The sequence below is a fragment of the Pseudomonas helleri genome, assembly GCF_001043025.1.
GTDB classification, from domain to species: domain Bacteria; phylum Pseudomonadota; class Gammaproteobacteria; order Pseudomonadales; family Pseudomonadaceae; genus Aquipseudomonas; species Aquipseudomonas helleri.
In genome coordinates, this window is the sequence record NZ_JYLD01000002.1 from 407,815 (window position 1) to 429,369 (window position 21,555).

Annotated in this window: 16 protein-coding genes and 1 pseudogene; 12 read left to right on the forward strand and 5 right to left on the reverse strand. The window is 53.6% G+C overall.

The window, feature by feature from the left end; genetic code table 11:
* Positions 1-11 precede the first annotated feature (11 nt).
* Entirely contained in the window at positions 12-722 is a 711-nt protein-coding gene (locus TU84_RS04535) for a DUF2076 domain-containing protein (RefSeq protein ID WP_048367500.1), read from the reverse strand.
* Positions 723-897: 175 nt separating this feature from the next.
* On the opposite strand from TU84_RS04535, the gene TU84_RS04540 reads away from it, so the two are divergent.
* Both TU84_RS04540 and TU84_RS04545 read left to right on the forward strand, forming a co-directional pair.
* Complete coding sequence (locus TU84_RS04540; protein WP_048367501.1) at positions 898-1,557, forward strand: YciC family protein; 660 nt, start codon at positions 898-900, stop codon at positions 1,555-1,557.
* Between the two features lie 90 nt (positions 1,558-1,647).
* Complete coding sequence (locus TU84_RS04545) at positions 1,648-2,730, forward strand: endonuclease/exonuclease/phosphatase family protein (RefSeq protein ID WP_048367503.1); 1,083 nt, start codon at positions 1,648-1,650, stop codon at positions 2,728-2,730.
* Between the two features lie 66 nt (positions 2,731-2,796).
* Here TU84_RS04545 and TU84_RS04550 read toward each other — a convergent pair whose 3' ends face one another.
* A complete protein-coding gene (locus tag TU84_RS04550; protein WP_048367504.1) occupies positions 2,797-4,119 on the reverse strand; it encodes an MFS transporter in 1,323 nt (440 codons plus the stop codon).
* Positions 4,120-4,562: 443 nt separating this feature from the next.
* Between TU84_RS04550 and TU84_RS04555 the strand changes: the two genes are divergently transcribed.
* From TU84_RS04555 to TU84_RS04570, 4 genes are all read left to right on the forward strand, one after another.
* Positions 4,563-5,450 carry a LysR substrate-binding domain-containing protein gene (locus TU84_RS04555; RefSeq protein ID WP_048367506.1) on the forward strand — a complete coding sequence of 296 codons (888 nt, stop codon included), beginning with the start codon at positions 4,563-4,565 and terminating at the stop codon, positions 5,448-5,450.
* A 195-nt stretch (positions 5,451-5,645) separates the two neighbouring features.
* Complete coding sequence (locus TU84_RS04560; protein WP_048367508.1) at positions 5,646-6,629, forward strand: DUF1852 domain-containing protein; 984 nt, start codon at positions 5,646-5,648, stop codon at positions 6,627-6,629.
* A 27-nt stretch (positions 6,630-6,656) separates the two neighbouring features.
* Positions 6,657-7,685 (forward strand): methionine synthase, encoded by a 1,029-nt coding sequence (locus tag TU84_RS04565; RefSeq protein WP_048367510.1) that lies wholly within the window; start codon positions 6,657-6,659, stop codon positions 7,683-7,685.
* A 90-nt stretch (positions 7,686-7,775) separates the two neighbouring features.
* Entirely contained in the window at positions 7,776-8,285 is a 510-nt protein-coding gene (locus TU84_RS04570) for a flavin reductase family protein (RefSeq protein ID WP_048367512.1), read from the forward strand.
* Positions 8,286-8,297: 12 nt separating this feature from the next.
* On the opposite strand, the pseudogene hrpB reads toward TU84_RS04570, so the two are convergent.
* Positions 8,298-10,436 (reverse strand): annotated as a pseudogene (hrpB, locus tag TU84_RS04575) (ATP-dependent helicase HrpB); the annotation flags it as partial.
* 89 nt (positions 10,437-10,525) lie between these two features.
* Between hrpB and TU84_RS04580 the strand changes: the two are divergent.
* From TU84_RS04580 to TU84_RS04605, 6 genes are all read left to right on the forward strand, one after another.
* Complete coding sequence (locus TU84_RS04580; protein WP_048367516.1) at positions 10,526-12,814, forward strand: hypothetical protein; 2,289 nt, start codon at positions 10,526-10,528, stop codon at positions 12,812-12,814.
* The gene (locus TU84_RS04585; protein ID WP_048367518.1) at positions 12,798-14,879 is read left to right on the forward strand and encodes a site-specific integrase; all 2,082 of its coding nucleotides are present in this window, start codon (positions 12,798-12,800) and stop codon (positions 14,877-14,879) included. Before TU84_RS04580 ends, TU84_RS04585 begins: the two co-directional genes overlap by 17 nt.
* Entirely contained in the window at positions 14,876-15,481 is a 606-nt protein-coding gene (locus TU84_RS04590; RefSeq protein WP_053225184.1) for a hypothetical protein, read from the forward strand. The genes TU84_RS04585 and TU84_RS04590 overlap by 4 nt, the downstream gene beginning before the upstream one ends.
* Positions 15,478-16,941 carry a tyrosine-type recombinase/integrase gene (locus TU84_RS26410; protein WP_048367520.1) on the forward strand — a complete coding sequence of 488 codons (1,464 nt, stop codon included), beginning with the start codon at positions 15,478-15,480 and terminating at the stop codon, positions 16,939-16,941. Before TU84_RS04590 ends, TU84_RS26410 begins: the two co-directional genes overlap by 4 nt.
* Before the next feature lie 436 nt (positions 16,942-17,377).
* Positions 17,378-18,208, forward strand: coding sequence for a hypothetical protein (locus TU84_RS04600; protein ID WP_048367522.1), 831 nt, complete (start codon positions 17,378-17,380; stop codon positions 18,206-18,208).
* Between the two features lie 624 nt (positions 18,209-18,832).
* Positions 18,833-19,195 carry a hypothetical protein gene (locus TU84_RS04605; protein ID WP_241486376.1) on the forward strand — a complete coding sequence of 121 codons (363 nt, stop codon included), beginning with the start codon at positions 18,833-18,835 and terminating at the stop codon, positions 19,193-19,195.
* Between the two features lie 326 nt (positions 19,196-19,521).
* Here the strand turns inward: TU84_RS04605 and TU84_RS04610 are convergent, their stop codons facing one another.
* Both TU84_RS04610 and TU84_RS25210 read right to left on the reverse strand, forming a co-directional pair.
* A complete protein-coding gene (locus tag TU84_RS04610) occupies positions 19,522-20,229 on the reverse strand; it encodes an HNH endonuclease (protein ID WP_053225185.1) in 708 nt (235 codons plus the stop codon).
* Positions 20,222-21,283, reverse strand: a complete 1,062-nt coding sequence (locus TU84_RS25210) for an AAA family ATPase (protein WP_053225186.1) — start codon at positions 21,281-21,283, stop codon at positions 20,222-20,224. Before TU84_RS25210 ends, TU84_RS04610 begins: the two co-directional genes overlap by 8 nt.
* Positions 21,284-21,555: the final 272 nt, after the last annotated feature.

Genomic DNA, 21,555 nt, shown 5'->3' on the forward strand with positions numbered 1-21,555 from the left:
GCGTTGGGGGATCAGACGAAGGAATCGTCGTCGGAATAGAAGCTGTCATCGTCGTTGAAACCGCCGCCATCAAAGCCGGACCGGTCGTTGTTGGCGAACTGCTGGTTGTCGTTGCCCCAGCCATTGCCGCCCGCCGATGTCGGCTCTTCGATGATTTCTTCAATCACTTGCGGCTGCTGATGATGGCTGAACAAGCTGCTGATGCCCTGGGCGAGCATCACGCCGCCGGCCACACCGGCTGCTGTTTTCAAGGCGCCACCGAGAAACCCGCTACCTGCTGCGGGCGCTGCAGCCGCCGGTGGCGGCGCGTAGGCCGGCGCTGATGCAGGCGGTGCTGAAGACGGGCCGTCGCGCCAGCCGCCGGAGCTTGGCGGGGCACTGAATGACTGGCTCGGTGCGGGTGCCGGAGCTGGCTCACGGCTGCCGCCACCAAACAGGCTGGACAGAAAACTGCCGCCCGTAGCGGCCGGCGCAGGTGCAGCCGCCGCAGCGCGGGCTTGCTGCAACTCGGCTTGCAGTTGTTTGTTCTGTTGGTCGAGCTGCTTGATCGCCGCCTCTTGCACCAGAATTGCTTGGGTCATGAAATACGTCGCCAACGGCTGGCGTGCAATGTGATCGTTGATCAGCGACTGCGCTTGCGCGTCTCGCGGGGCCGCCTCTCGTTCAGCCTGTTGCAACCGGGTAAATAGCCCGTCAATCAGGGTTTGCTCTTCGCTGTTCATGACGACCTCGTTCGATTGTCGAAAAATCTGCTAACCGCCCACCACAGTAGGCACTCAAAAGTTATGGGGACGTTACGAGAAGTTTCAATGAACCTTTACCCAGCTTTACATTTGCTAACCGTCGCGTGTCATCGGTTAAAGTGGCGGACTGTTTCCAGACTGCTGAAACCTGACAATGAATCCGCTTACCGTTCTTCGTGACTCTCTGTACTTCATCCAGCGCAACCTCGGCCAAGTCATCACCCTGTGCTTGCCCTTGGTGATTCTTGAAGCCGTGCTGCAATACGTTGTGGACGACGCGGTAGGCCCGAATGCGTCACAGGGCTACGCGCTCATCGTCGGCCTGCTGGTGTACCCGCTGTACACCGGGGCGCTGATTGTGTTCCTCGATGCCCGCAGCCGCGGCGAAAGCCCGAGCAACCGCGACGTGCTGGCCCGGGCGCTCAGCCTGTGGCCCAAGTTCACCCTGTTGGCCGCCATCAGCACGCTGTTGATTGTGCTGGGGCTGTCGATGTTCTTTATTCCTGGCATCTACCTCACCGTGGTTCTGGCGTTTTCCGAGTACAACCTGGTGCTGCGCGGTCAGCCACCGCTGACGGCCATCAAGTCGAGCCTGATCATGAGCCGCGGCCATTTCTGGCGGATCTTCGTCTGCATTCTGGCAGTCATGGGGCCTTTGCTTCTGCTCAAGCAACTGAGCTTTTCGCTGGTCCCTGAAGACACCAACGCGGTGGTGACGGTGGCACTGGAAAGCTTCAACAGCTTTTTGCAGTTGTTCCTCTCGGTGGTTCTGTTCCGGCTCTTTATGCTGATAAGCGAAAAGTCCGACGCATAACCAAGAAAATTTCCTATACCCAGAGCCTTGGGGGGCCGCGCTGCCGTCAGGTATGCTCGGCACCTCCTTCGCCCCTCATAAGCAGAGCCCATGCCACGTATACTGCGCCCCACTGTATTAGGTTTAGTGCTGAGCTCCGCGGTTGTGGCTGGCCTGATTTACAGCGTTACGTGGCGCCCGGACGCTAAAGAGGTGATGGCAGTCAGTTGCCCTGTCGCCGCCCCCACGCTGGTGGCCGGGCAAGCGATCAAGATCATGACCTGGAACGTCCAGTACCTGGCCGGCAAGCGCTATGTGTTCTGGTACAACCTGATCGACGGCAGCGGCCCGGATGACCGCCCTACCCGTGAAGACATGGCCTTCAGCCTGGATGAAGTGGCGCGGGTGATTCGTGATGAGCAGCCCGACCTGATCCTGCTGCAAGACCTCGATGAAGAAGCCAAGGCCAGCGACTATCAAAACCAGCTCGCCCTGTTGCAGGAACGTCTGGTCGACCTCTACCCGTGCAGCACCCAGGCCTTTACCTGGAAAGCCGACTTTGTTCCCGACCGGCATATTTTCGGCAGCGTCGGCCGCAAGATCGTCACCCTCAGCCGTTACCAGATCGAACACGCCGAGCGTCTGCAATTGCCGGTGGCCGAGAGCAACCTGATCAGCCGTCAATTCCAGCCCAAGCCCGCCATGCTGGTCAGCTACCTGCCGCTCAATGACGGTGGGCAACTGGTGGCCATCAACACCCAGCTCGATGCTGCCACCCTCAACAACAGCAACCTCAAGCGCCAAATGCAAGCGGCGGCAGCGCTGGTCGACAAATATGAAAGCCAGGGCACGCCGTGGGTGATTGGCGGCAACTTCAACCTGCTGCCCATCGGCCAGTTCCTGCGCCTGCCCGCTGAACAGCGTCTGGGCTACTCGCCTGACAGCGAGCTGCATCTATTGTGGGAAAAGTACCCGATGCTCCCCAGCAATCCGGAAGCCACCGGCATCGACCGCGAGCAATGGCTGACCTTCTTCCCCAACAACCCCGCCGTCGGCGAGCCTGACCGCACCCTCGACTACCTGTTCTACAGCCCCAAACTGCAACGCGTTGAAGGCTATGTGCGCCAAGAAGACACCCAGGCCGTGTCAGATCACCTGCCAGTAGTCGGGCGGTTCTTGCTGCCGGCTGACTGAGCAGGCACAACGAAAAAGGGGGGCGACCGTTACCGGTCACCCCCCTTTTTTATTGCTCGCAAATGATCAGTTGCGGGCTGCCAGTGCGCCATTCACTGGCTGGTCTTTCTTCGCTTTGCCACTGTCCGAAATGAAGATCACGGTGATCAGGATGCCAAACAGTGCAAGCCCGGCCAACAGGTACAGACCGCTTTCGTAAGTGCCTGTCATTTCCTTAAGCGCGCCAATGATGCCAGGGCCAAAGAAACCACCCAGGTTGCCGACCGAGTTGATCAGGGCAATACCTGCCGCGGCACTGCTGCCACTCAGGTACAGCGCCGGCAGCGGCCAGAAAGGTCCTTTGGCGCCCATGATGCCAACCGTTGCGACACACATCGCGATGATGGCCATGTTACTGCCGGTCAGCCAACCCGCCGTGCCCAGGCCACCCGCGATAAACAACAGGGAAATGATGACGAAGGCGGTGCGCTTCTGGAAACGGTCCGACAGGAAGCCGATGGTCACCATGCCGATGCATCCGACGACGTAAGGGATAGCGGTGATCCAGCCGATGTCCATACCGCTGAAGCCTTGCTGCTTGATGATCTGTGGCAAGAACATCGACAGGCCAATGTTGGCCGCCGTCGCACAGAAGTAAATCATGCACAAGGCAAGGATCGACGGGTTGCAGAACACTTTCCACAAAGACGACTTTTCGTCCAGCGCGACAGGGTGCGCCTTGGCATCTTTATCCAGTTCGGACATCAACCACTGACGCTCTTCATCGCTCAGCCAGGACGCCTGCTTTGGCGAATCCGGCAGGTATTTGAGGACCACGCCGAACAGCAGCACGCCCGGGATCCCTTCAATCAGGAAGAGCCACTGCCAGCCTTTGAGGCCCAGCGCGCCATCCAGTTGCAACAGCGCCGTCGAGACCGGAGCACCAATGGCCAACGAGATCGGGATGGAGAGCATGAAAATCGAGATGATGCGTGCGCGGTAACGCACCGGGAACCAGTAGGTGAGGTACAGAATGACCGCAGGGAAGAAGCCCGCTTCAGCCACACCCAGCAGGAAGCGCATGATCAGGAAGCTTTTTGGGCCCTGAACCAATGCCATGCAGGTGGCGATCAGCCCCCAAGTGAAGAGGATCCGGGCAATCCAGCGGCGCGCACCGACTTTCGCCATGAGCAGGTTGCTGGGTACTTCGAACAGGCAGTAACCGATGAAGAACAAACCCGCGCCCCAGCCATAAACGGCAGCGCTCAGGCCAATGTCAGCGTTCATCGTCAGGGCGGCAAAGCCCACGTTGACCCGATCCAGATAGGAAATGATGTACAGGCAGATCAGTAGCGGCAAGAGCCTCAGAAAGATCTTGCGTGTCACCTGCTTTTCAATGGCAGTGCTCATAGTTAAGAACTCTTATTTTTTTAGGCTTAATGGATATCGCGGTAAACCACTGTCTAACTAATCTGGCAAAACACCTCATCTGAATGAATCGTTCATGCGCCGGTTAGCTAGCAAACCGACGAGGCCTTTGACGCCATGCGCGATTGCAGTAAGGCGCGAAGATTGCCACAGCAAGGCCCACATCCAAACCGAGAAAAAATGCCTCTATACATGCAGAAAACACATGAATGAGATGAGCGGTAATTTTGCCTACAGGTGCACGAGCGCCCCTTAAAAGCCTCTAAAACTGCGGTTTCAGACCATAAAACCATGATTTAAAGGGCCGAGTATTTGACCGTGCGGCTGTTCGCGCTGTGCTGATCAAGCAAATGTCGTATGCTGGCCCTTTGATTTAAAGCGCTGCTTTCCCACCCCGACCATCGATTTATTCACGCAGAGTCAGCATGAATCCTCGGACACTTAACCCCTCAATCTCTTCCTTGCTGGCGTTCGAAGCGTCTGCCCGACATGGCAGCTTCACGCGCGCGGCCGAAGAACTAAGCCTGTCTCAAAGTGCAGTTAGCCGACAAGTTCAGTCATTGGAAGAACTGCTGGGGGTTTTGCTCTTCGACAGAATTGGCAGGCACATTACGCTGACGGAAGTGGGTCGCATTTATTCCGTGGAAGTTGCCGGAGCGCTGGCACGAATTCGTGATGCAACCATGCAGGCCCTTGCCTACCGAAGTGGCGGCGGGTCTTTGCATTTGGGCGTATTGCCGACGTTCGGCACCAAGTGGTTGTTGCCGCGCATGAGTGATTTTTATGCCAAACACCCCGAGATCCTTGTGCATATCCACTCGCGTGCGAGCACCGTCGACTTCACCACCACCGGGCTGGATGCCGCCATTTGTGTCGGTGAAGGGGTCTGGCACCATGTGGTCTCACACAAGCTTTTCGATGAGGAACTGGTCCCGCTGGTGGGCAGCAGCAATGCCGAGGCTGAGCGCTACACCTGCGCTGAAGACCTTCGCTCTGCCCAGTTGCTGCAGGTCGCCCCGCGCCCGCACCTCTGGCTTGAGTGGTTCAAAATGCAGAACTGCCAACCTGGCCGGTTGAGGCTGGGCCCGCAATTCGAACTCACCACCCACCTGATCCAGGCGGTGTCATCGGGCATCGGGGTCGGGCTGTTGCCGCGTTTTCTGGTCAAGGACGAGCTGGCCAACAACACCCTGCGCATCCCGTTCGACTCCATTTCACCGACCGGTACGGCCTACTACCTGCTCATCCCGCCGCACAAGGCCAATCACCGGCCCATCGCGGTGTTCAAGGACTGGCTGATGGGTCAGCTGTAAGCCGGCAAACCCTGCTGCCGCGGGCTCGGCAGCGCATCATGAGCATCACTAACGATTTGCTGAAATCAATTCATTATCTATCGCTGAACTTCTCGTCCAGAATGCCCCTTAATTAGAAACATCATCAAGATTATCAAGAGATAAACCAGAAAGCCCTGTTCTGGTTTATCTCTTCTATTAAGGCGTCAGATCATAATGAGCAGAGAATTCACATTTTCTATCAAGAGCATTCGCTTTGATGAAAACTATCAGCCTTCAAACACGACGCGCATTACGACTAACTTTGCCAACTTGGCGCGCGGCGAACATCGCCAAGAGAACTTGCGCAACACCTTGAAAATGATTAACAACCACTTCAATACGCTGGCGCATTGGGACAACCCAAAGGGCGACCGTTATGCGGTGGAACTTGAAATCATTTCGGTCGCCATGAACCTTGATGCTGAGCGCAGTGACAACGCCCTGCCACTGATTGAAATATTGAAAACCCATATTATCGATCAGCACACCCACGAGCGCATTGAAGGCATTGTGGGCAATAACTTTTCTTCTTATGTACGCGATTATGACTTTAGCGTGCTGTTGCTGGACCACAATAAAGGCCAATCAACGTTCAGCACACCGGCCAACTTTGGTGAGTTGCACGGCCAACTGTTCAAGTGCTTTGTTAATTCAAACACCTACAAAGAACACTTCAACAAACCGCCAGTGATCTGCCTGAGCGTGTCGAGCAGCCGGACCTACCTGCGCACGGAAAACCAGCACCCGGTGCTGGGCGTTGAATACCAGCAGGATGAATACTCCCTGACCGATGATTACTTCCGCAAAATGGGCTTGAAGGTGCGCTATTTCATGCCGCCGAACAGCGTGGCACCGCTGGCTTTTTACTTTGCCGGTGACTTGTTGGGTGATTACACCAACCTTGAACTGATCAGCACCATCAGCACGATGGATTCCTTCCAGAAGATCTATCGCCCTGAGATTTACAACGCCAACTCTGCCGCCGGCAAAGCCTATCAGCCGAGTTTGAAACATCAGGATTACTCACTGACGCGAATTGTTTACGACCGAGAAGAACGCAGCCGGTTGGCGATTGAACAAGGCACCTTTGTTGAAGAGCACTTTATCAAGCCGCACCACGCCATTCTTGAGCAGTGGTCCGCCCATTACGCTCTTTAACGACTTATTAAGACAAGGTTATCCACCATGAAAAAATTACTCCCTACTTCAACGGCCGGCAGTTTGCCGAAACCGTCCTGGCTAGCACAACCCGAAACACTGTGGTCGCCCTGGAAGTTGCAAGGTGAAGAACTTATTGAAGGCAAACAAGATGCCTTGTTACTGGCCCTGCAAGAACAACAGCACGCCGGTATTGATATCGTCAGTGATGGCGAACAAACACGCCAACACTTTGTCACCACGTTTATTGAACACCTCAGCGGCGTTGATTTTGAAAAGCGCGAAACTGTCAGGATTCGTGACCGTTATGACGCCAGCGTCCCTACCGTAGTAGGGGCTGTTGCGCGGCAAAAGCCGGTGTTTGTGGAAGACGCCAAGTTCTTGCGTCAACAGACCACGCAACCCATTAAATGGGCGCTGCCAGGTCCTATGACCATGATCGATACGCTGTACGACAACCACTATAAAAGCCGCGAAAAACTCGCCTGGGAATTCGCCAAAATCCTTAACCAGGAAGCCCTGGAACTGGAAGCGGCGGGCGTCGATATTATTCAGTTTGATGAACCCGCTTTTAACGTGTTCTTTGACGAAGTGAATGACTGGGGCGTGGCGACCCTGGAACGAGCCATTGAAGGCCTCAAGTGCGAAACGGCTGTGCATATCTGCTACGGCTATGGCATCAAGGCCAACACCGACTGGAAAAAAACCTTGGGTTCAGAGTGGCGCCAATATGAAGAGGCGTTCCCCAAGCTGCAACAATCGAGCATCGACATCATTTCGCTGGAATGCCACAACTCCCACGTCCCCATGGACCTGCTGGAACTGATTCGCGGCAAAAAAGTGATGGTCGGCGCCATTGATGTGGCCTCGCACACCATCGAAACACCCGAGGAAGTGGCCAATACCCTGCGCAAGGCGCTGCAGTTTGTAGACGCCGACAAACTGTACCCGTGCACCAACTGCGGCATGGCCCCGCTGCCACGTCACGTTGCACGCGGCAAGTTGCAAGCGTTGACGGCTGGCGCCGAGATCATCCGCAGAGAACTGTCGAAGTAAGCACTGCCTGCGGGCTTTAAACACGAGTAACGCCTGAAGTCAGCCCATTTAAGCGGGCGACTTCAGGCTTATCCCTATTCAGGACCCACCATGGCACTTCCTCGTACGGCGATCGAACCCTTGAGCTTTCGCGAAGCCCTAGGGCACTACGCATCCGGCATCACAGTGATCACCTCACACGTGGATGACGAGCCGATTGGCTTCACCTGCCAGTCGTTCTATAGCGTGTCGATGAGCCCACCGCTGGTGTCTTTCAGCGTTATGGCCAGTTCAGCCAGCTACCCGAGAATTCGTCAGGCGGGTCGGTTCGCGGTCAATATCCTGTCGGGCGAGCAGGTTGCAATTTCCAACCAGTTCGCGCGCAAAGGCACCGACAAATGGCACGGCGTCGACTGGCAGCCATCGCCGCTGGGCAACCCGGTTATCGCGGGCAGCCTGCATTGGCTTGATTGCGAAATACACGCCGAACACGTTGCCGGTGATCACCTGATCGTGATCGGCGAAGTCAAAGCGTTAAACCTGCAAGAAGCGGCGGCGACGCAGCCACTGCTGTACTTCAAAGGCCAATACTGCAACCTCGCCGCCCTTGGCGCCGCGTGAAGGTTTAGGGCCTCAGCTCTTTCTCGGCTTGGCCCGGGCCGTCGCTTCGGCCACCAACGGGTCATCGGGCCAGTAGTGTTTGGGGTAACGCCCTTTCAGGTCTTTTTTCACCTCGGCATAGGTGCTGCGCCAGAAGTTGGCCAAGTCTTGGGTGACTTGCACCGGGCGCCGGGCGGGTGACAGCAGGTGCAGTTTGACCACCTGCCGCCCGCCCGCGATGCGCGGGGTGTCTGCCAGGCCAAAGAGTTCTTGCAGGCGCACCGCAAGAAACGGCGGGTGCTCGCTGTAGTCCAGACGCACCGACGAACCCGACGGCACTTTGATGTGTTGCGGCGCCAGTTCGTCAAGACGCTGGGGCAGCGGCCATTTGAGCAAGTTATGCACAATGCTCGACAGGTCGAGGTTGGCAAAATGGCTCAGCCGCGACACCCGCCCCAGGTACGGCCCCAGCCAGTCTTCAAGCCCGGCCAGTAACGCCGCATCGCTCACGTCCGGCCATTCGCTTTGGCCCTGGCTGCTCACATCGAGCTGACGCAGCAACGCCACCCGCGCTTGCCACTGCCGCAGTTCAGGCGTCCAGGGGAGTAATTCCAGGCCTTTGCGCCGCACCAGATTGACCAGTGCCTGAGTCCGTGACGCCTCATCGAGGCCAGTCAGGGGTTCACGGCTTAATACCAGTTCGCCGACTTTTCGCTGACGTTCGGCGCGCAATACCCCTTCGCGCTCGTCCCAGTCCAACTGATCCGCAACGCTGACTTGCTCACTGAGCACACCGTCCAACAGCGCCGGATCAAACTCGGCGGCCAGATAAATGCGCTCTTCACGCTGGCCCTGACGACTGCCCAAATCGGCAACCACCAGCCACGGCTGTTTCATCAAGCCGTCGACTTCGCTGAACAACGCCGCCCGGCCATTGGCCAGCCGGTATTCGGCGCCGCCGGGCTTGCGCTGTTGCGCGATGCGATCGGGATAGGCCAGCGCCAGCAAGGCGCCCAGCCAACGCGAATGATCGGGGTCGGCCACCGGCTGGGCAGGCTTGCCGCGCAAGTAGCCCTGATATTGCCGGGCCAGTTGCCTGGCGCGCTGCACGCCGCCCTGCCCGCCCCGCGCCGCCCGGTTTTCACCGGACAACAAGGCTAGACGGCTGTGCACATCGGCCCCGGCACCGCGCAAAATATCGCGTTCACCCAATAACGCGGCCACGTCACAGGCCATCGACGCCAACCCCAGATCGTGCCCGCGCAGCAACAAATGCGCGATACGCGGGTGCGCCGGCAGTTCGGCCATCGCTTCGCCGTGGGCCGTCAGTTTTGGCCCATGCAGGGCGCCCAAGCGCTCCAGCAGTTGCCGGGCCTGTGCATAACTCGCGGCAGGCGGAACATCGAGCCACATCAGTTGCTCAGGGGTGACGCCCCAACGCGCCAGTTGCAGGGCCAACCCGGCCAGGTCGGCCTGAAGAATTTCAGCGCTGCCATAGGCCGCCAACTGTGCGTGTTGGTCTTCGGACCACAGCCGATAACACACCCCCGGCTCCAGTCGCCCGGCCCGGCCGGCCCGCTGGGTGGCGCTGGCGCGGGAGATGCGCTGCGTGTCGAGGCGGGTCATGCCGCTGCCGGGATCAAAACGCGGCACCCGCGCCAGCCCGGCGTCGATCACCACCCGCACGCCGTCGATGGTCAGGCTGGTTTCCGCGATGTTGGTGGCCAGCACCACTTTGCGTGTGCCGCTGGGCGCCGGTTCGATGGCGGCGCGCTGCGCGGCCAGATCCAGTTCGCCATGCAAAGGGCACAACGCGATGTCGCTGCGTTGGCCCAACGCATCGGCCAATTGTTGAGTGACGCGACGGATCTCGGCCTGGCCGGGCAAAAACACCAGCACGCTGCCGGTCTCGTCATGGATAGCGTCCAGCACGGTCTGCACCACTCGCGGCTCGATAAACTCGCCCGGCACAAAAGGCCGTCCCCAGCGCATCGCCACCGGGTACATGCGCCCTTCGCTGCGCAACACCGGGGCATCGTCTAGCAGGCTGGCCAACCGCTCGCCTTCGAGGGTGGCCGACATCAGCAGAATTTTCAGCGGCTGCTCATCGCGAAACAGCTCACGGCCATTGAGGCTCAAGGCCAACGCCAGATCGGCATCCAGACTACGCTCGATGACTTGACCGATTGCACTACCATGTCAAAATCTACTGAAGCACCCACCCACGAAGCCTTCAGGCTAACGAAAAGACCATAATTTAATTGACAATAATCAAAAACACCTCTGCTCTGCCCAACTACCCGTACAAGGCTCTTGCGCCCGACGTGGTCGATCTGCTGGAACGTACTGCGACTAGGGTCGGAAGCATTTCTATCAGCACAACGCTGAAACTCTTCGAGTGCTATTGCGACTTGCAGGGCGTCGAGGTCACCTACCTGACTCTGTCCAGCCCAAGGTATCTGAATCTGGTTAAGGGGTTCATGGGCGCCCTTAGCGGCAACTGCTTCATTGACCACGAACCGGCATCGCGCAGCTCCTTCGTTCGCCTGACGAGTCTTGTCCACGAAGCTCTGCGCATCGAAATTCCTGCGATGGGGCAGGTTGGATACGACAAACAAAACATGCGCAGCAACGAAGGCATCTGGCTTGAACATCGCTCGAAGCTAGACCTGGAGCGGGTTCAGTATTGGAATGGGTGGGCGGTTGAGAGCTTAAAGGGAAAGGAGTTCTACCTCGCCCTTGCATGTGTCTGGACGAGCCATGGCCAAGACTTCACTGAGGACTTCTACCAAGAATGGAGGCAGTTCTATAAGAGGCAGGCCCGCCCAGCATACAGCCAGGTAAATAAGCTGGCGGAATTCTTGTCAGCCAATAGTCAAGACTGGCCCGCTGTGACGTTCCAGCATCCGCAGATGCTCAAGGCATTTTTTCTAGCTTTCATGAAGGATTTCTTCTTGGATGCCCACCATCGCGGGTTGAACCTCAATACCCAGATCAAGGCATGGAACAGCTTCATGTCGAACTGCGAAGAAATTTTTATCGAGACTGGCAAATGGGCTACACCGTACCAAGGCGGGTTGCCTAGGCCGAAAGAAAAGCCTGACCTAGGGCACAGCAGCAGGAAGAAAATTCAGGACGACGGCGTAGTTGTACATGAGAAATTGATCACGCCTGTTCCCCTTTACCTTACTGATGAAGAAGCTATTGAAATTCTATTTAGCAGAGTTCTCACTGATATTTCGATTGTAAAATCTTGGGCCATTGACCAATGCCAGAGCCTAATGACTAGAGTGCGGGAGCGTAAATCTCTGGCAGCTACCGGCACGCCGGTCACAACAGGACAATCGCGAAAAAGCGCTGCTGAGATCGGCCCAGAAAACATCTGCGCCACGTTTGAAAGGGATGGCTTCATACCGGCCAAGAAATATCTTATGCAACACTTCGGCAGCGATAGCAAGGCAAAGATAGCCGAACTCCTCGGACTCCCCACTTCAGAGAAACTGTATCCCTACCAGTGCCTTCTGGTATGCGAACATCCAGAAATCACTGCTGGCTTTCTGAGTAAGCTGCAGTTGCACAATGATAATGGAGACTATATTGGCTACATAAAGACGGAGGGTGGAGCAAGGCTCATTGGTTACAAGGATCGCAGGGGTAAAAAATTCAGCGAACAAGTGATTAATCTCACACCCAGTTCACAAAAGTGGATTGAAGAGATCATTGAAGTGACTACGCCGCTCAGGGAGGCACTGCGAAAACAGGGCAACCCCATCTGGAAAGAGCTTTTTATTACCTGCGGCCTGGGGTTTGCACGCCCTATTAGTGCTATTCCTCAAATGTGGAATCGTTCAAAATTTAAATTAACAGAATCACTACTCGATACATTGACTCAGCAGTTTGCTCCCTACGAGCAACTTATGCCTTGCGAAATGCAGACTTTCTTAGAGCGAGTATCCCTTTCATCACTGAGATCCTCATGCGGCGTGGAAGTTTATCTTCGAACGAAAAGCGTGGCGGAAATGGCCGAGGCCTTGGGTCATGCAAGCTATGACACGAAATTGCTCCGTCGATATCTCCCAGAAGCGATCCTCAGCTTCTTCCAAACCAGATGGATACGTATTTTCCAACGTAGCTTTATATGCGAGGCGATGAAAGACAGTCCTTACCTGCTTGACGCCACGAGTTTCGAAAACATGGACGAGTTACATGTCTTCCTGAAAAACCATGCTCTCAAGGACATACCTCATCACTTGAGAAACCCTGATAATAAGCCCAGCGCTGAACAGGTCGCCGCTCAAAACAGCCAAGTGTACATTTCTATTGATGTAGGCATTATGACGGCACTTCTCTCCTTGCAGGCGGCAGTTCAAGCTTCTGAGAGAGCAGAACAGGTCTGTGGTCGAGCCAGGTATTGGGCCGAAGTCTCGAAGGCGGTAAGCGAAGAGATCGAGCGCGGGCATGACAGCCTGCTCAAAGAACATCTCAACGTCGCTAGAAATCATTGCAACCCAAACCGTATGAACAAGGTCATCCATGCTACTGCCGCCTGAGCTCGACTTCCTGAATCCGTTCTTCGTCTCTCCATCTACAGCTTTGAGGAAGGTTGACTGGTTGCTCAGTGACTTTGATGAAAACACCTGGAAATATAGTTTTGGATTTAAAACTCCTAAGGCTATTGATTGGGACGTTATGCTCAATGATGGAAGCAGTCTCATCGATCCAAAAAACAAAGATTTACTGGACGGCTTCAAGTATTTCATTACCAGCTCCACGAATCCCCAGGCTCAATCTGTGACCAACTCGAGTGGTACAAGAGCGAATGAGCTGGCCCGGGCCTTACACATTGTTGATTTTATTCTCCTAAACGCAGATCGCTTTCAACTTGCAGAATACGGACTGGCTGGTTTGGGGAGGGACTCGCTCAAGCTAATCTTGTCAGAAATCGCCACCAGCAATGACTCTGCCGAATCTGTATATGGCTGGTCGAAGCGAGCATCTCTTTATTGTCTCAACCTTGCCCTGAAAACCAACCCAACCGATATCAAACTAGCCCTTCAAAAATGGCATGAACTTGCTGAAATCACGCCAGATCAAATTGACAACAACACGCTCGACATCCCCCTAGAGATGATCCCCCACGTGCGCGCAGCGCTCTATCTGAACGACGTTTACAGATATGCCAGGGGTAAGGGTTACGTCGCTAACTCTGTAACCATCTCTCAGCGAATCTATCGAAATACATTGAAGGGACGATTTGAAGACAAGCCAGTAATTGACATGCTGGTTGTTAAGCATGACGATGCTTTTGTTCGTGAGTTCTTACCTATCATTGTTACTACCGCGAAACGTGAAAGAATGGGGGAAGCAAATTTCAACGAATACAAAAAAATCCTTTACGGCTTGGGTAACCTCCATGAAGTTGGCTTACCTGCGCCGTCTGCTGCAGATCTCGTAAGCGCAAAGAGCTTTATCTTGGAAACTGACGTTGCTGGAAGGTTCAGAACTCTTCCCTCTCGCATCGTATTTTCCGCCGTTCGAAACGCAATCGAAATGCACATCAAGCATGGAAAAATGATCATTGATGGTTGGTGCAGGATTGCCCTTCACTGCAAGCTTAAAGGTATTTCTTCTAGTGAACTGACAGACAGGGAACTGCATCGAGTTGTCGGAAATGACCTTCGGAAATTTGGAGTTAAAGGTCTTGGCTTATCCCGTCGGGGAGTGGGCACTATCTACGCCGAACGCACGAAAGGGCCGAGTGCTGAGTATTTCCAAGACCTCCGGGCGAATAAAGGTTTACTTGAACTGATCAAGGTTTATGTGGGTGGAGCCCAAATCGTGATCGGTGCGTTGATGGCCAGGAGGGTTGGAGAGCTCAAAGAGCTACATGCAGCAAAGTGCTTGGACACTAATGAGCAATGGCTCATCTTTGAGAATCGGAAAAGCACCTACAAACTTTTTGGTACTCGCCAAATCGAGGCAAGACCAATCGAGCCGATTGCGGTTCAGATGATTAAAAGTCTTATCCGGTTGCAGAAAATCCTGAAGCGTCTCGGTTATAGCAATGAATTGAAAGAAGTTTTTTGCTCACCTTCGATCCATGGTGGGTTATCACTCGCCAATGTCAGCTCGCACTCATACAACCAAAATCTCGACTTTTTCTGCGACTATTTTGAGACCGAAACAAATGAAGAAGGTAAGCGCTATTACATCAGACAGCACCAATTAAGGCGCTTTTTCGCCATGCTATTTTTCTATTCCAGCAGTTTTGGCGGACTGGAGACATTGCAATGGATGCTGGGGCACACTGACGTAAAACATGTCTGGCACTATATTACCGAGTCCCTGGACGGTGCGACTCTGAAGGGTGCCAAGACCCAATATGTCGCGGAAGCCCTGAACAGTGGAGATATTCAAAGCTTCGAGAGTCTTGCAGCCCTCATGAAGTCACGCTACGGCACAGAAGACTTCACGATTGTCGATACCGACGAACTTGAGGACTACCTTTCTGACCTCATGGAAGAAGGAGCAATTAGCATTGAACCTGAGTTTTTTGAAGACGACGAGGGTCAGAAGTTCAAAATAATTGCGAAGGTAATCGGAGTGGCAGCATGAAAAAAATTGATTCCCGTGTCGAGCGTAACACCCTTGCATTGAATGTACTTGTGGAATGCCTACATCAAATCCATAGGTCGCCAGAGAGCTTCCAAAACAACAAAGAACTTATTAAAGCTCTGAAAAACCAGGCGTCGACTGCCGCGCTGAATCTCAACTTCAAGGTGGTGGAAGAGGAAAAAACGACGTCACCCATGAGCCTGAATACGCTCAAGACCTATGCTGAGAAGATCCTGCCCACTGGCTTCGATGGGCTCAATAGGCTCAGAGTAGCGGCCTTGGATGCGCTGGAGTCTGCCGAACGCAGAACACAGCGTTCAAACAAGCGAACAAAGGTAGGCCTCTCTCTGCGGGTGGAGGAACTTGAATACAAACTCGCCACCTCGCAGAGGACGAACATGGTATTGCTGCAAGCTCTCAATCGCGCCCTTGATGACATCAAAAGTGTACGTGACGCCCCTAGCAATGGCGTCAGGGCGCTTCGAGCGTCAGAGGCGCTCAAGGCCCTATCGGCAATTACTTCGCTGAATGCTCCGCCATTCCACAAGCTTACTCCATCGGATGAAAATACTGTTGTGAGTCTGGATGAGTATAGGAAATGACTAAAAAAACCTCTCATCAACTCTATTCACTTGTAGAAGCACTCACGCTTTTTTCACACATGGCGCTGGACAAGATTGAGACTTATGAATTCGCCAACATCCCCTTCATGATTTGGCCAGATGGATCACCTTGCATCCAGGCCAACTTATACATTTTATCTCTGCTTGAGCGTGCAGGCCGTGGCGGAAATCGTGGTTTGTCAACTAGGGGTTCAAAAGGTGGCACGCTCGGAGAGTATGCCTCTAAAATAGGGCAATTAATCCGGTACTGCTATTATTTAAACATCGATCTTATACATCTAACGGACTCAACCTTTACTGCATTTATAGATTCACTAAGGGACGAAAACTCCCCAATTTATCCAACATCAAAGAAAAAGACAGAACCTACCATTCTCGCGATTGGCCGAGCATGCTTGACTTTCCTTGAGTTTATTGGCCGACTTAATGAGAATCCTGGCTTTGTGGAAAAAGGCGGGACAATTCGGATCACCTACGAGTCTTACACGATTACATATCGTAATGGCCGCACAATTAAGAAGACCTACATCCATCATCACTCCCTGAGCCTAGGCGGACGAACTCGAACAGTTTTTCCAATATCTGAGGCCAATATCAAAAAGCTCACCGAAGCTGTTGAATCGCTGCCCACCTCTCGATTTATTTATTCAAGACGGAAAATTATGCTCCTTCTCCTAGAGTACACCGGTGCTCGACGGGGAGAAATTTCAAGAATCAAAGTCGAGGATATTCTCAATGCCTTCTATTCGGATGAACCGATGCTGCGATTGGAAACCTGGAAACAGGGTGCATCGAGCGAACGGAAAATACCGATTCATAAAATGATTCTCAAGGAAATCAAGACGCATATAGATTTTCACCGAAGAAAGGTAGCCAAAAAATTCAAAGTAAAAAACGATGAAGGTTTCCTGTTTATAGGCGAAACAACAGGTAGAGGCCTTTCACCCGATACAATTACTTCTGAAATATCCACCCTTAAAGCTGAAGCCGGGATCAAGGAAAGAATCTCTCCCCATATGTTCAGGCACGCGTTCATCACTAAACGTTTCGTGATGCTGATAAAAGAACATGAGATTCAAAATTCTGAACAATTCCGACAGACCCTCCTTGATGTCCAAAGTTTCATTGCCGAAGTCATGATGTGGACTGGACACAAGTCGCCCGAGTCAGTAGAGCGCTACATTCACCTGGCCTTCGAGGAGATTGCAGGTTATTCCAAAACGGTTACTTCGGTACATCTCACAAGTGCCATGGAGCTGTTTGATCGTAAACAGGAGCATCTTGTACAGCGGTTAAAAACTGATTTGACCGTTGAGGAATATGAAGCTGAGCTGCTGGAGCTGAAGCGCTTAAGAGATGAGGACTTTGAGATTGCACGCAAGCTCACTCCAGCCTCCTTACACAGCGACCCACCTACTGCCCCCGGCTGGGTACATTAAGGGGCAAAAATGGCCTCAATGTCCCGAATCGGGATCATTACGCCGTACGTTTTGGGCTTACCCCCTCCGGGGGACGGCTCTCGTGAACCAAACCCCGGCTGCGCCCGGTTTTGGCCCTGCGGGCGTCCATCCTCAAGCCTCTGGCCCTTCGTGGGCCGGCGCGCTCCGCTTGCGGTCGTTCCTGATACCCGAGCCCCCCTCCAAGACACTCCACGCGAAACCAACCTGGTGCGCCCTTCCTGCAGACTATTGCAGAGTGAATTTGGCTGACCTATGATCAGGCCAGGCGGTGATGGTCGCCTGGCGCCTGTTTCGCGAAGCAATAGCCCATCGTAGATACACCCTTTCGTTTTACATCGGCATGTCCCTAACCAGGCGCTGCCCGGTGAACAGGCAATCGGTAACCAAAGCGTCGAATGGTTTTGGAGACTTTGCTATGTCCGATTTTTCCCCTATCAGCATCATCAAATCGCAAGCGAAGCAGCATGCTCGTGAACACGACATGAAGCTTTCTGCTGCCCAAGAAGCGCTTGCGCGTCAGGCAGGGTTCGAGAAGTACCACGAGCTCGTTGTCGTCGCCCAGCGGAACCCATCGGATCCTCGCTTGATGCTCGCCGCCTTTGGCGTGCGTGACTTCAAGGACGCGATCCACGAGGACGACGTGTTCTCCGAACTGGATCAGGAGCTTGAGCACATGCTGTCCGGCGCGATGGCCGAGACCAACGCCAGTGAGTTTGCTATCGGTGAATACGAGGTGGAGTCTGCCGCGTATGAAGTTGCTACTGGGGTGCTCAAGCTGGGTATGTCCATCACCTACGAAGGCCAGCAGGATCCTGACCGGGTGTACTACGGCAGGGCTTTCTTCCTCAAGGCGGATGTTGATCTGATTCGCCGCGACGGCAACTGGTCGCTCGGTGAGGACGGTGTTTCCATCACCAGTAGCGAAACGGATGCAGACCGTGATCGCAGGACTGAATGGGAGTACATGGAGCACAAACAGGCCGCTGAAAGCGAGGAGCACCGTCCCAGCATTAGCATGGCGCAAGCTCTGGCCAGTGAGCTGAAGATATCCCTGGAGCATGCGGAGCTTCTGGCAGACGCGGAAGTAACGGCGAACACCTCGGATGACGGAATGATTTACAGCTATTGGGTAGACGTTGAGCCGTATGCCGAGGGAGCTCTGCGGGCTGACCTGCTGGCCCGGTTCGGCACCCTGGAGTTCGAGCTGGACGTCAATTTCTTCGACGACATCCATCCTGACATGTAACTGAACTGGGGGTGGCTGGCTGCGGATGCTGGCCACCTTCAACTCCGTCCACACGTTCTGCGATAGGGATGACTTCAGCATGCAGATGATCAGTGCGACCCAGGCAATGCGGCGTTTCCGTAGGCTTATGAAGCTCCTGCAGGAGCTGCCTGAAGCCCCGACTCAACTTCGCCCAGAGTAGTCCTCTTAACCGCCACCGCTTCCCGCCACGTCGACGTTGGACGAGACAAATCAAATCCGCAAAAAAATCCGAAAAATTCGAACCGATACCCCGCTGCAAGCCAAGCATGGCAGAAGCTTCAGGGCTTATTTGACTCTGAGAAACTGATGCTCAAGCTTGCATCATTGATCAGTGAAGCGGCTAATGGCTCGCCCCTACGGGGACAGCTGTCGTGAACCGCACCCCGGCTTCGCCAGGTTCCGGCCCTGCGGGCTTCCATCTGCTCGCATCTGGCCCAGATTGGGCCGGCGCGCTCCGCTTGCAGTTTTGCCCACAAACGCTAATCACTGATCGCTCCGTTGAGTCACCGCCTGCTGCTCATTAGTTACGTCCATTTCCTGCGCATCAGCCGCTGAGCTACCATCGAGATACACCTGATCAGCCAGGTTCCGGGGAGGACACACATGCCGAACGTTTGGTCGAAGCTGCCAGAGATCATTGGCGCCTGGATTGGCCTGGCAATCGGACTGTTCCTGATGCCCCTCTTCTTCCTCCCCGCCTTCCTGTTCGGCTGGATTATGTGGGACTGGGCTTCGCCGGCAGCCATCTATTCGTTCCTCTACGACAAGACCTTCATGACCATCATCGGGGTAGCCTTGCTGCTGCTCCTGATTTGGACGGAGGGGTTTAAGGCATCGCTGGATGAGGCGCCCTTCCTGGCTAACCTTAAGGCAACCGGCACGGCTCCCGGCTGGCTCTGGAGGGTATTTCTCTACCGGAACAGCAAGCTCGCTCAGGCGTATAGGAACATCGACGACTTCGAGTAATACCTTTTGCAAGTTGACCCAGACCTCTACAGGCATCATACCCAGGCACTGTCCTTCTTCCCCGCCTGGCTCGAGGAATATGTGAGTGGCCACACCCGGCGCGGACATATTCGCTACACACGAAATGGGCCAGTGAACGTCAGGTCGCACTATGTCAGTGGCCACACCAGGGCGAGACGTCGCTGACGTGGCGGGTGAATGGAAAAAATTAGATGCAGGTGAGCAGCGCAACTCAGGCAATACGGCGGGTGTTGCAGGACGGTCACTCGTCGTGATCACTAAAACGGTAGGCCGACCGGCAAGCTAGTGATCCTATCTCCTCGCAGCTAAATTTTCTCAAGTTGCTTCCGTGCCGCCGCCCTCAAACCATCATCAACCATTGTGCTGAGTATTTGCGCTATTGCTATTTGCTCGAAGGCTGATTGAGCATTCTGTAACGCCGTACCCAAGGCCACAACCTTCGCGCCAATGTTCAAATCGACAACTTCGTAATCTGCAAACCCATAAACGAATCGAAGCAGGCCGCACATCTCGATAAGTGTTTGACCTTTTTTCGTTCTAGGCAAATACAGTACCGCCTCTCCTATTACGCGGATATGCTCGGAGTAAACGTCAAAGTGAGGATGGCAGATAGTGTAATCCTTGGATTTATTAGGAAATGTACGGCGCAACTTATTAACTAGCACATGCTTGTTGGATTTAGCCCCATTGCAATCCTTGCAACTGAGGCATAGATTCTCCGGAACAAACATGAAGCTAGGATATATATCTTTTGGAGCGATATGCTCAGTATCCCAAGCCCCATTATGCTCTACAACTATCTTTTGCCTGCAGTATGCACACGTATAACTCTGCGCCTTGAGGTAATGCCTTTTGATCTCGCGCTTAACCTCTGTAAGCAGCGGATCATTCTCGTTATCCCAGTCATTTCCTAACTTAGAGGATAGCTGTTTAGCCTCGTAGATCTTCACAAATTGCGCAGATGCTTCAGAGTAGACAACCGACCTAATCGAATTCGCTATATCCTTAGACACCTTGAGCCCCTTTAACTTTCAAGGCCTCAACCACCATATTGATCAGATGGAGCACCGGATCATCAGAACTAAACGCACCCTTGAGAGCTTTAGCACCCCCTATAAAATCTGTTTGTTTACGACTAAGATCTTGACCCGAAGAAAGCGTCCCCACAATACTAAGTAGCTCACGCATCATATATTCATTCTTGAAGCCTGGAGCATTGAACACTTGAGCCAACTGAAAATCAACCGATCTATTATTAAACACTTTCGCTGGCTGCAAAGAATTATTTTGCAGATCTAGTACGTAGCAATTTTCGCTACCAAGGCGCGACACGATCTGAGGGGAGTGGGTGGCTACGATAAATTGGCACGAATTAAAGCCTTGGAAAGTAGACATCAAAAGTTTAATGTAACGCTCCTGCCACTCTGGATGGAGACAAATCTCAGGTTCGTCAATGCAAATCAAAGACCCGTCTTTAATTCTCGCAGCGATACCTAACATTGTCAGAACGACACACTGCTCACCAGAACTTGCATCATTTATACGTAGAGCCTTCCGGATGCCAGTCTTATGCAATGACAAATGCTTAAGCTTCAAAACCCCGTACTCCATAAGAACTACGAGTCGTTCGTCTAGCTGCCCAACCATCTCTGCGCTATTGATGGATAACGCGAACTCTAACGGCTTACCATTACTAACAAATAGGTAATATTTAAGTGCTTCAATAATTTCCGAAGTCCGCTCTTCCGGCTCTTGGGTGAGCCTAGCAATCAAACGCTTGGCTTCAACACCTATACCCCGAATTTTATCCTTATACTTATCAAAACCGCCATCTTCGGCGAGCCGCTCGAGTGTTGAACGAGAGATTGCGCTACTCAGCTTAACATTCATCTCCTTTTCGAAGCCCAAGTAGGCTAAGACGTCCATAATAGCACTAAGTCTTTCAGCATTATTCATGAGCGCCCTGAAGACGGCAGCAATAATCCTGACCATGAAAGACATGCTCAAGTTAGGACTGAACAACCCTCGCAAACCCTGATAAAAATAATATCCTTGCGCTTCGTCCACATAAGTATCTCCACTCCGAAGACTAGAAAACGAACCTATGGGAAATCTATCAAATGGACTGGTAGACGCAGCTATCACGTTTCCTGGCAAAGCCCCCAATAGTGTCGATTGCTCAGAAGTCACCTTTGCACGCATGCATTCATGGGTAAGTTGGCGGAGAAACCTGCTTTTCCCAGACCCATTCTTGCCAACTATTATCGTAAAAGAGTTCTTCGAAATATTGAGATCATTGTCATGCAGACTAATCACTCGACCTTCAAACTCCATTCCTT

Excerpts from the sequence above, each read along its gene's own strand:
- TU84_RS04565 (WP_048367510.1), top strand. The coding sequence starts at position 6,657 with ATGAAAAAATTACTCCCTACTTCAACGGCCGGCAGTTTGCCGAAACCG.
- TU84_RS04585 (WP_048367518.1), top strand. The coding sequence starts at position 12,798 with ATGCTACTGCCGCCTGAGCTCGACTTCCTGAATCCGTTCTTCGTCTCT.
- TU84_RS04555 (WP_048367506.1), top strand. The coding sequence starts at position 4,563 with ATGAATCCTCGGACACTTAACCCCTCAATCTCTTCCTTGCTGGCGTTC.
- TU84_RS04535 (WP_048367500.1), bottom strand. The coding sequence starts at position 722 with ATGAACAGCGAAGAGCAAACCCTGATTGACGGGCTATTTACCCGGTTG.
- TU84_RS04605 (WP_241486376.1), top strand. The coding sequence starts at position 18,833 with ATGCCGAACGTTTGGTCGAAGCTGCCAGAGATCATTGGCGCCTGGATT.
- TU84_RS04550 (WP_048367504.1), bottom strand. The coding sequence starts at position 4,119 with ATGAGCACTGCCATTGAAAAGCAGGTGACACGCAAGATCTTTCTGAGG.
- TU84_RS04600 (WP_048367522.1), top strand. The coding sequence starts at position 17,378 with ATGTCCGATTTTTCCCCTATCAGCATCATCAAATCGCAAGCGAAGCAG.
- TU84_RS04590 (WP_053225184.1), top strand. The coding sequence starts at position 14,876 with ATGAAAAAAATTGATTCCCGTGTCGAGCGTAACACCCTTGCATTGAAT.
- TU84_RS26410 (WP_048367520.1), top strand. The coding sequence starts at position 15,478 with ATGACTAAAAAAACCTCTCATCAACTCTATTCACTTGTAGAAGCACTC.
- TU84_RS04545 (WP_048367503.1), top strand. The coding sequence starts at position 1,648 with ATGCCACGTATACTGCGCCCCACTGTATTAGGTTTAGTGCTGAGCTCC.
- TU84_RS04560 (WP_048367508.1), top strand. The coding sequence starts at position 5,646 with ATGAGCAGAGAATTCACATTTTCTATCAAGAGCATTCGCTTTGATGAA.
- TU84_RS04540 (WP_048367501.1), top strand. The coding sequence starts at position 898 with ATGAATCCGCTTACCGTTCTTCGTGACTCTCTGTACTTCATCCAGCGC.
- TU84_RS04570 (WP_048367512.1), top strand. The coding sequence starts at position 7,776 with ATGGCACTTCCTCGTACGGCGATCGAACCCTTGAGCTTTCGCGAAGCC.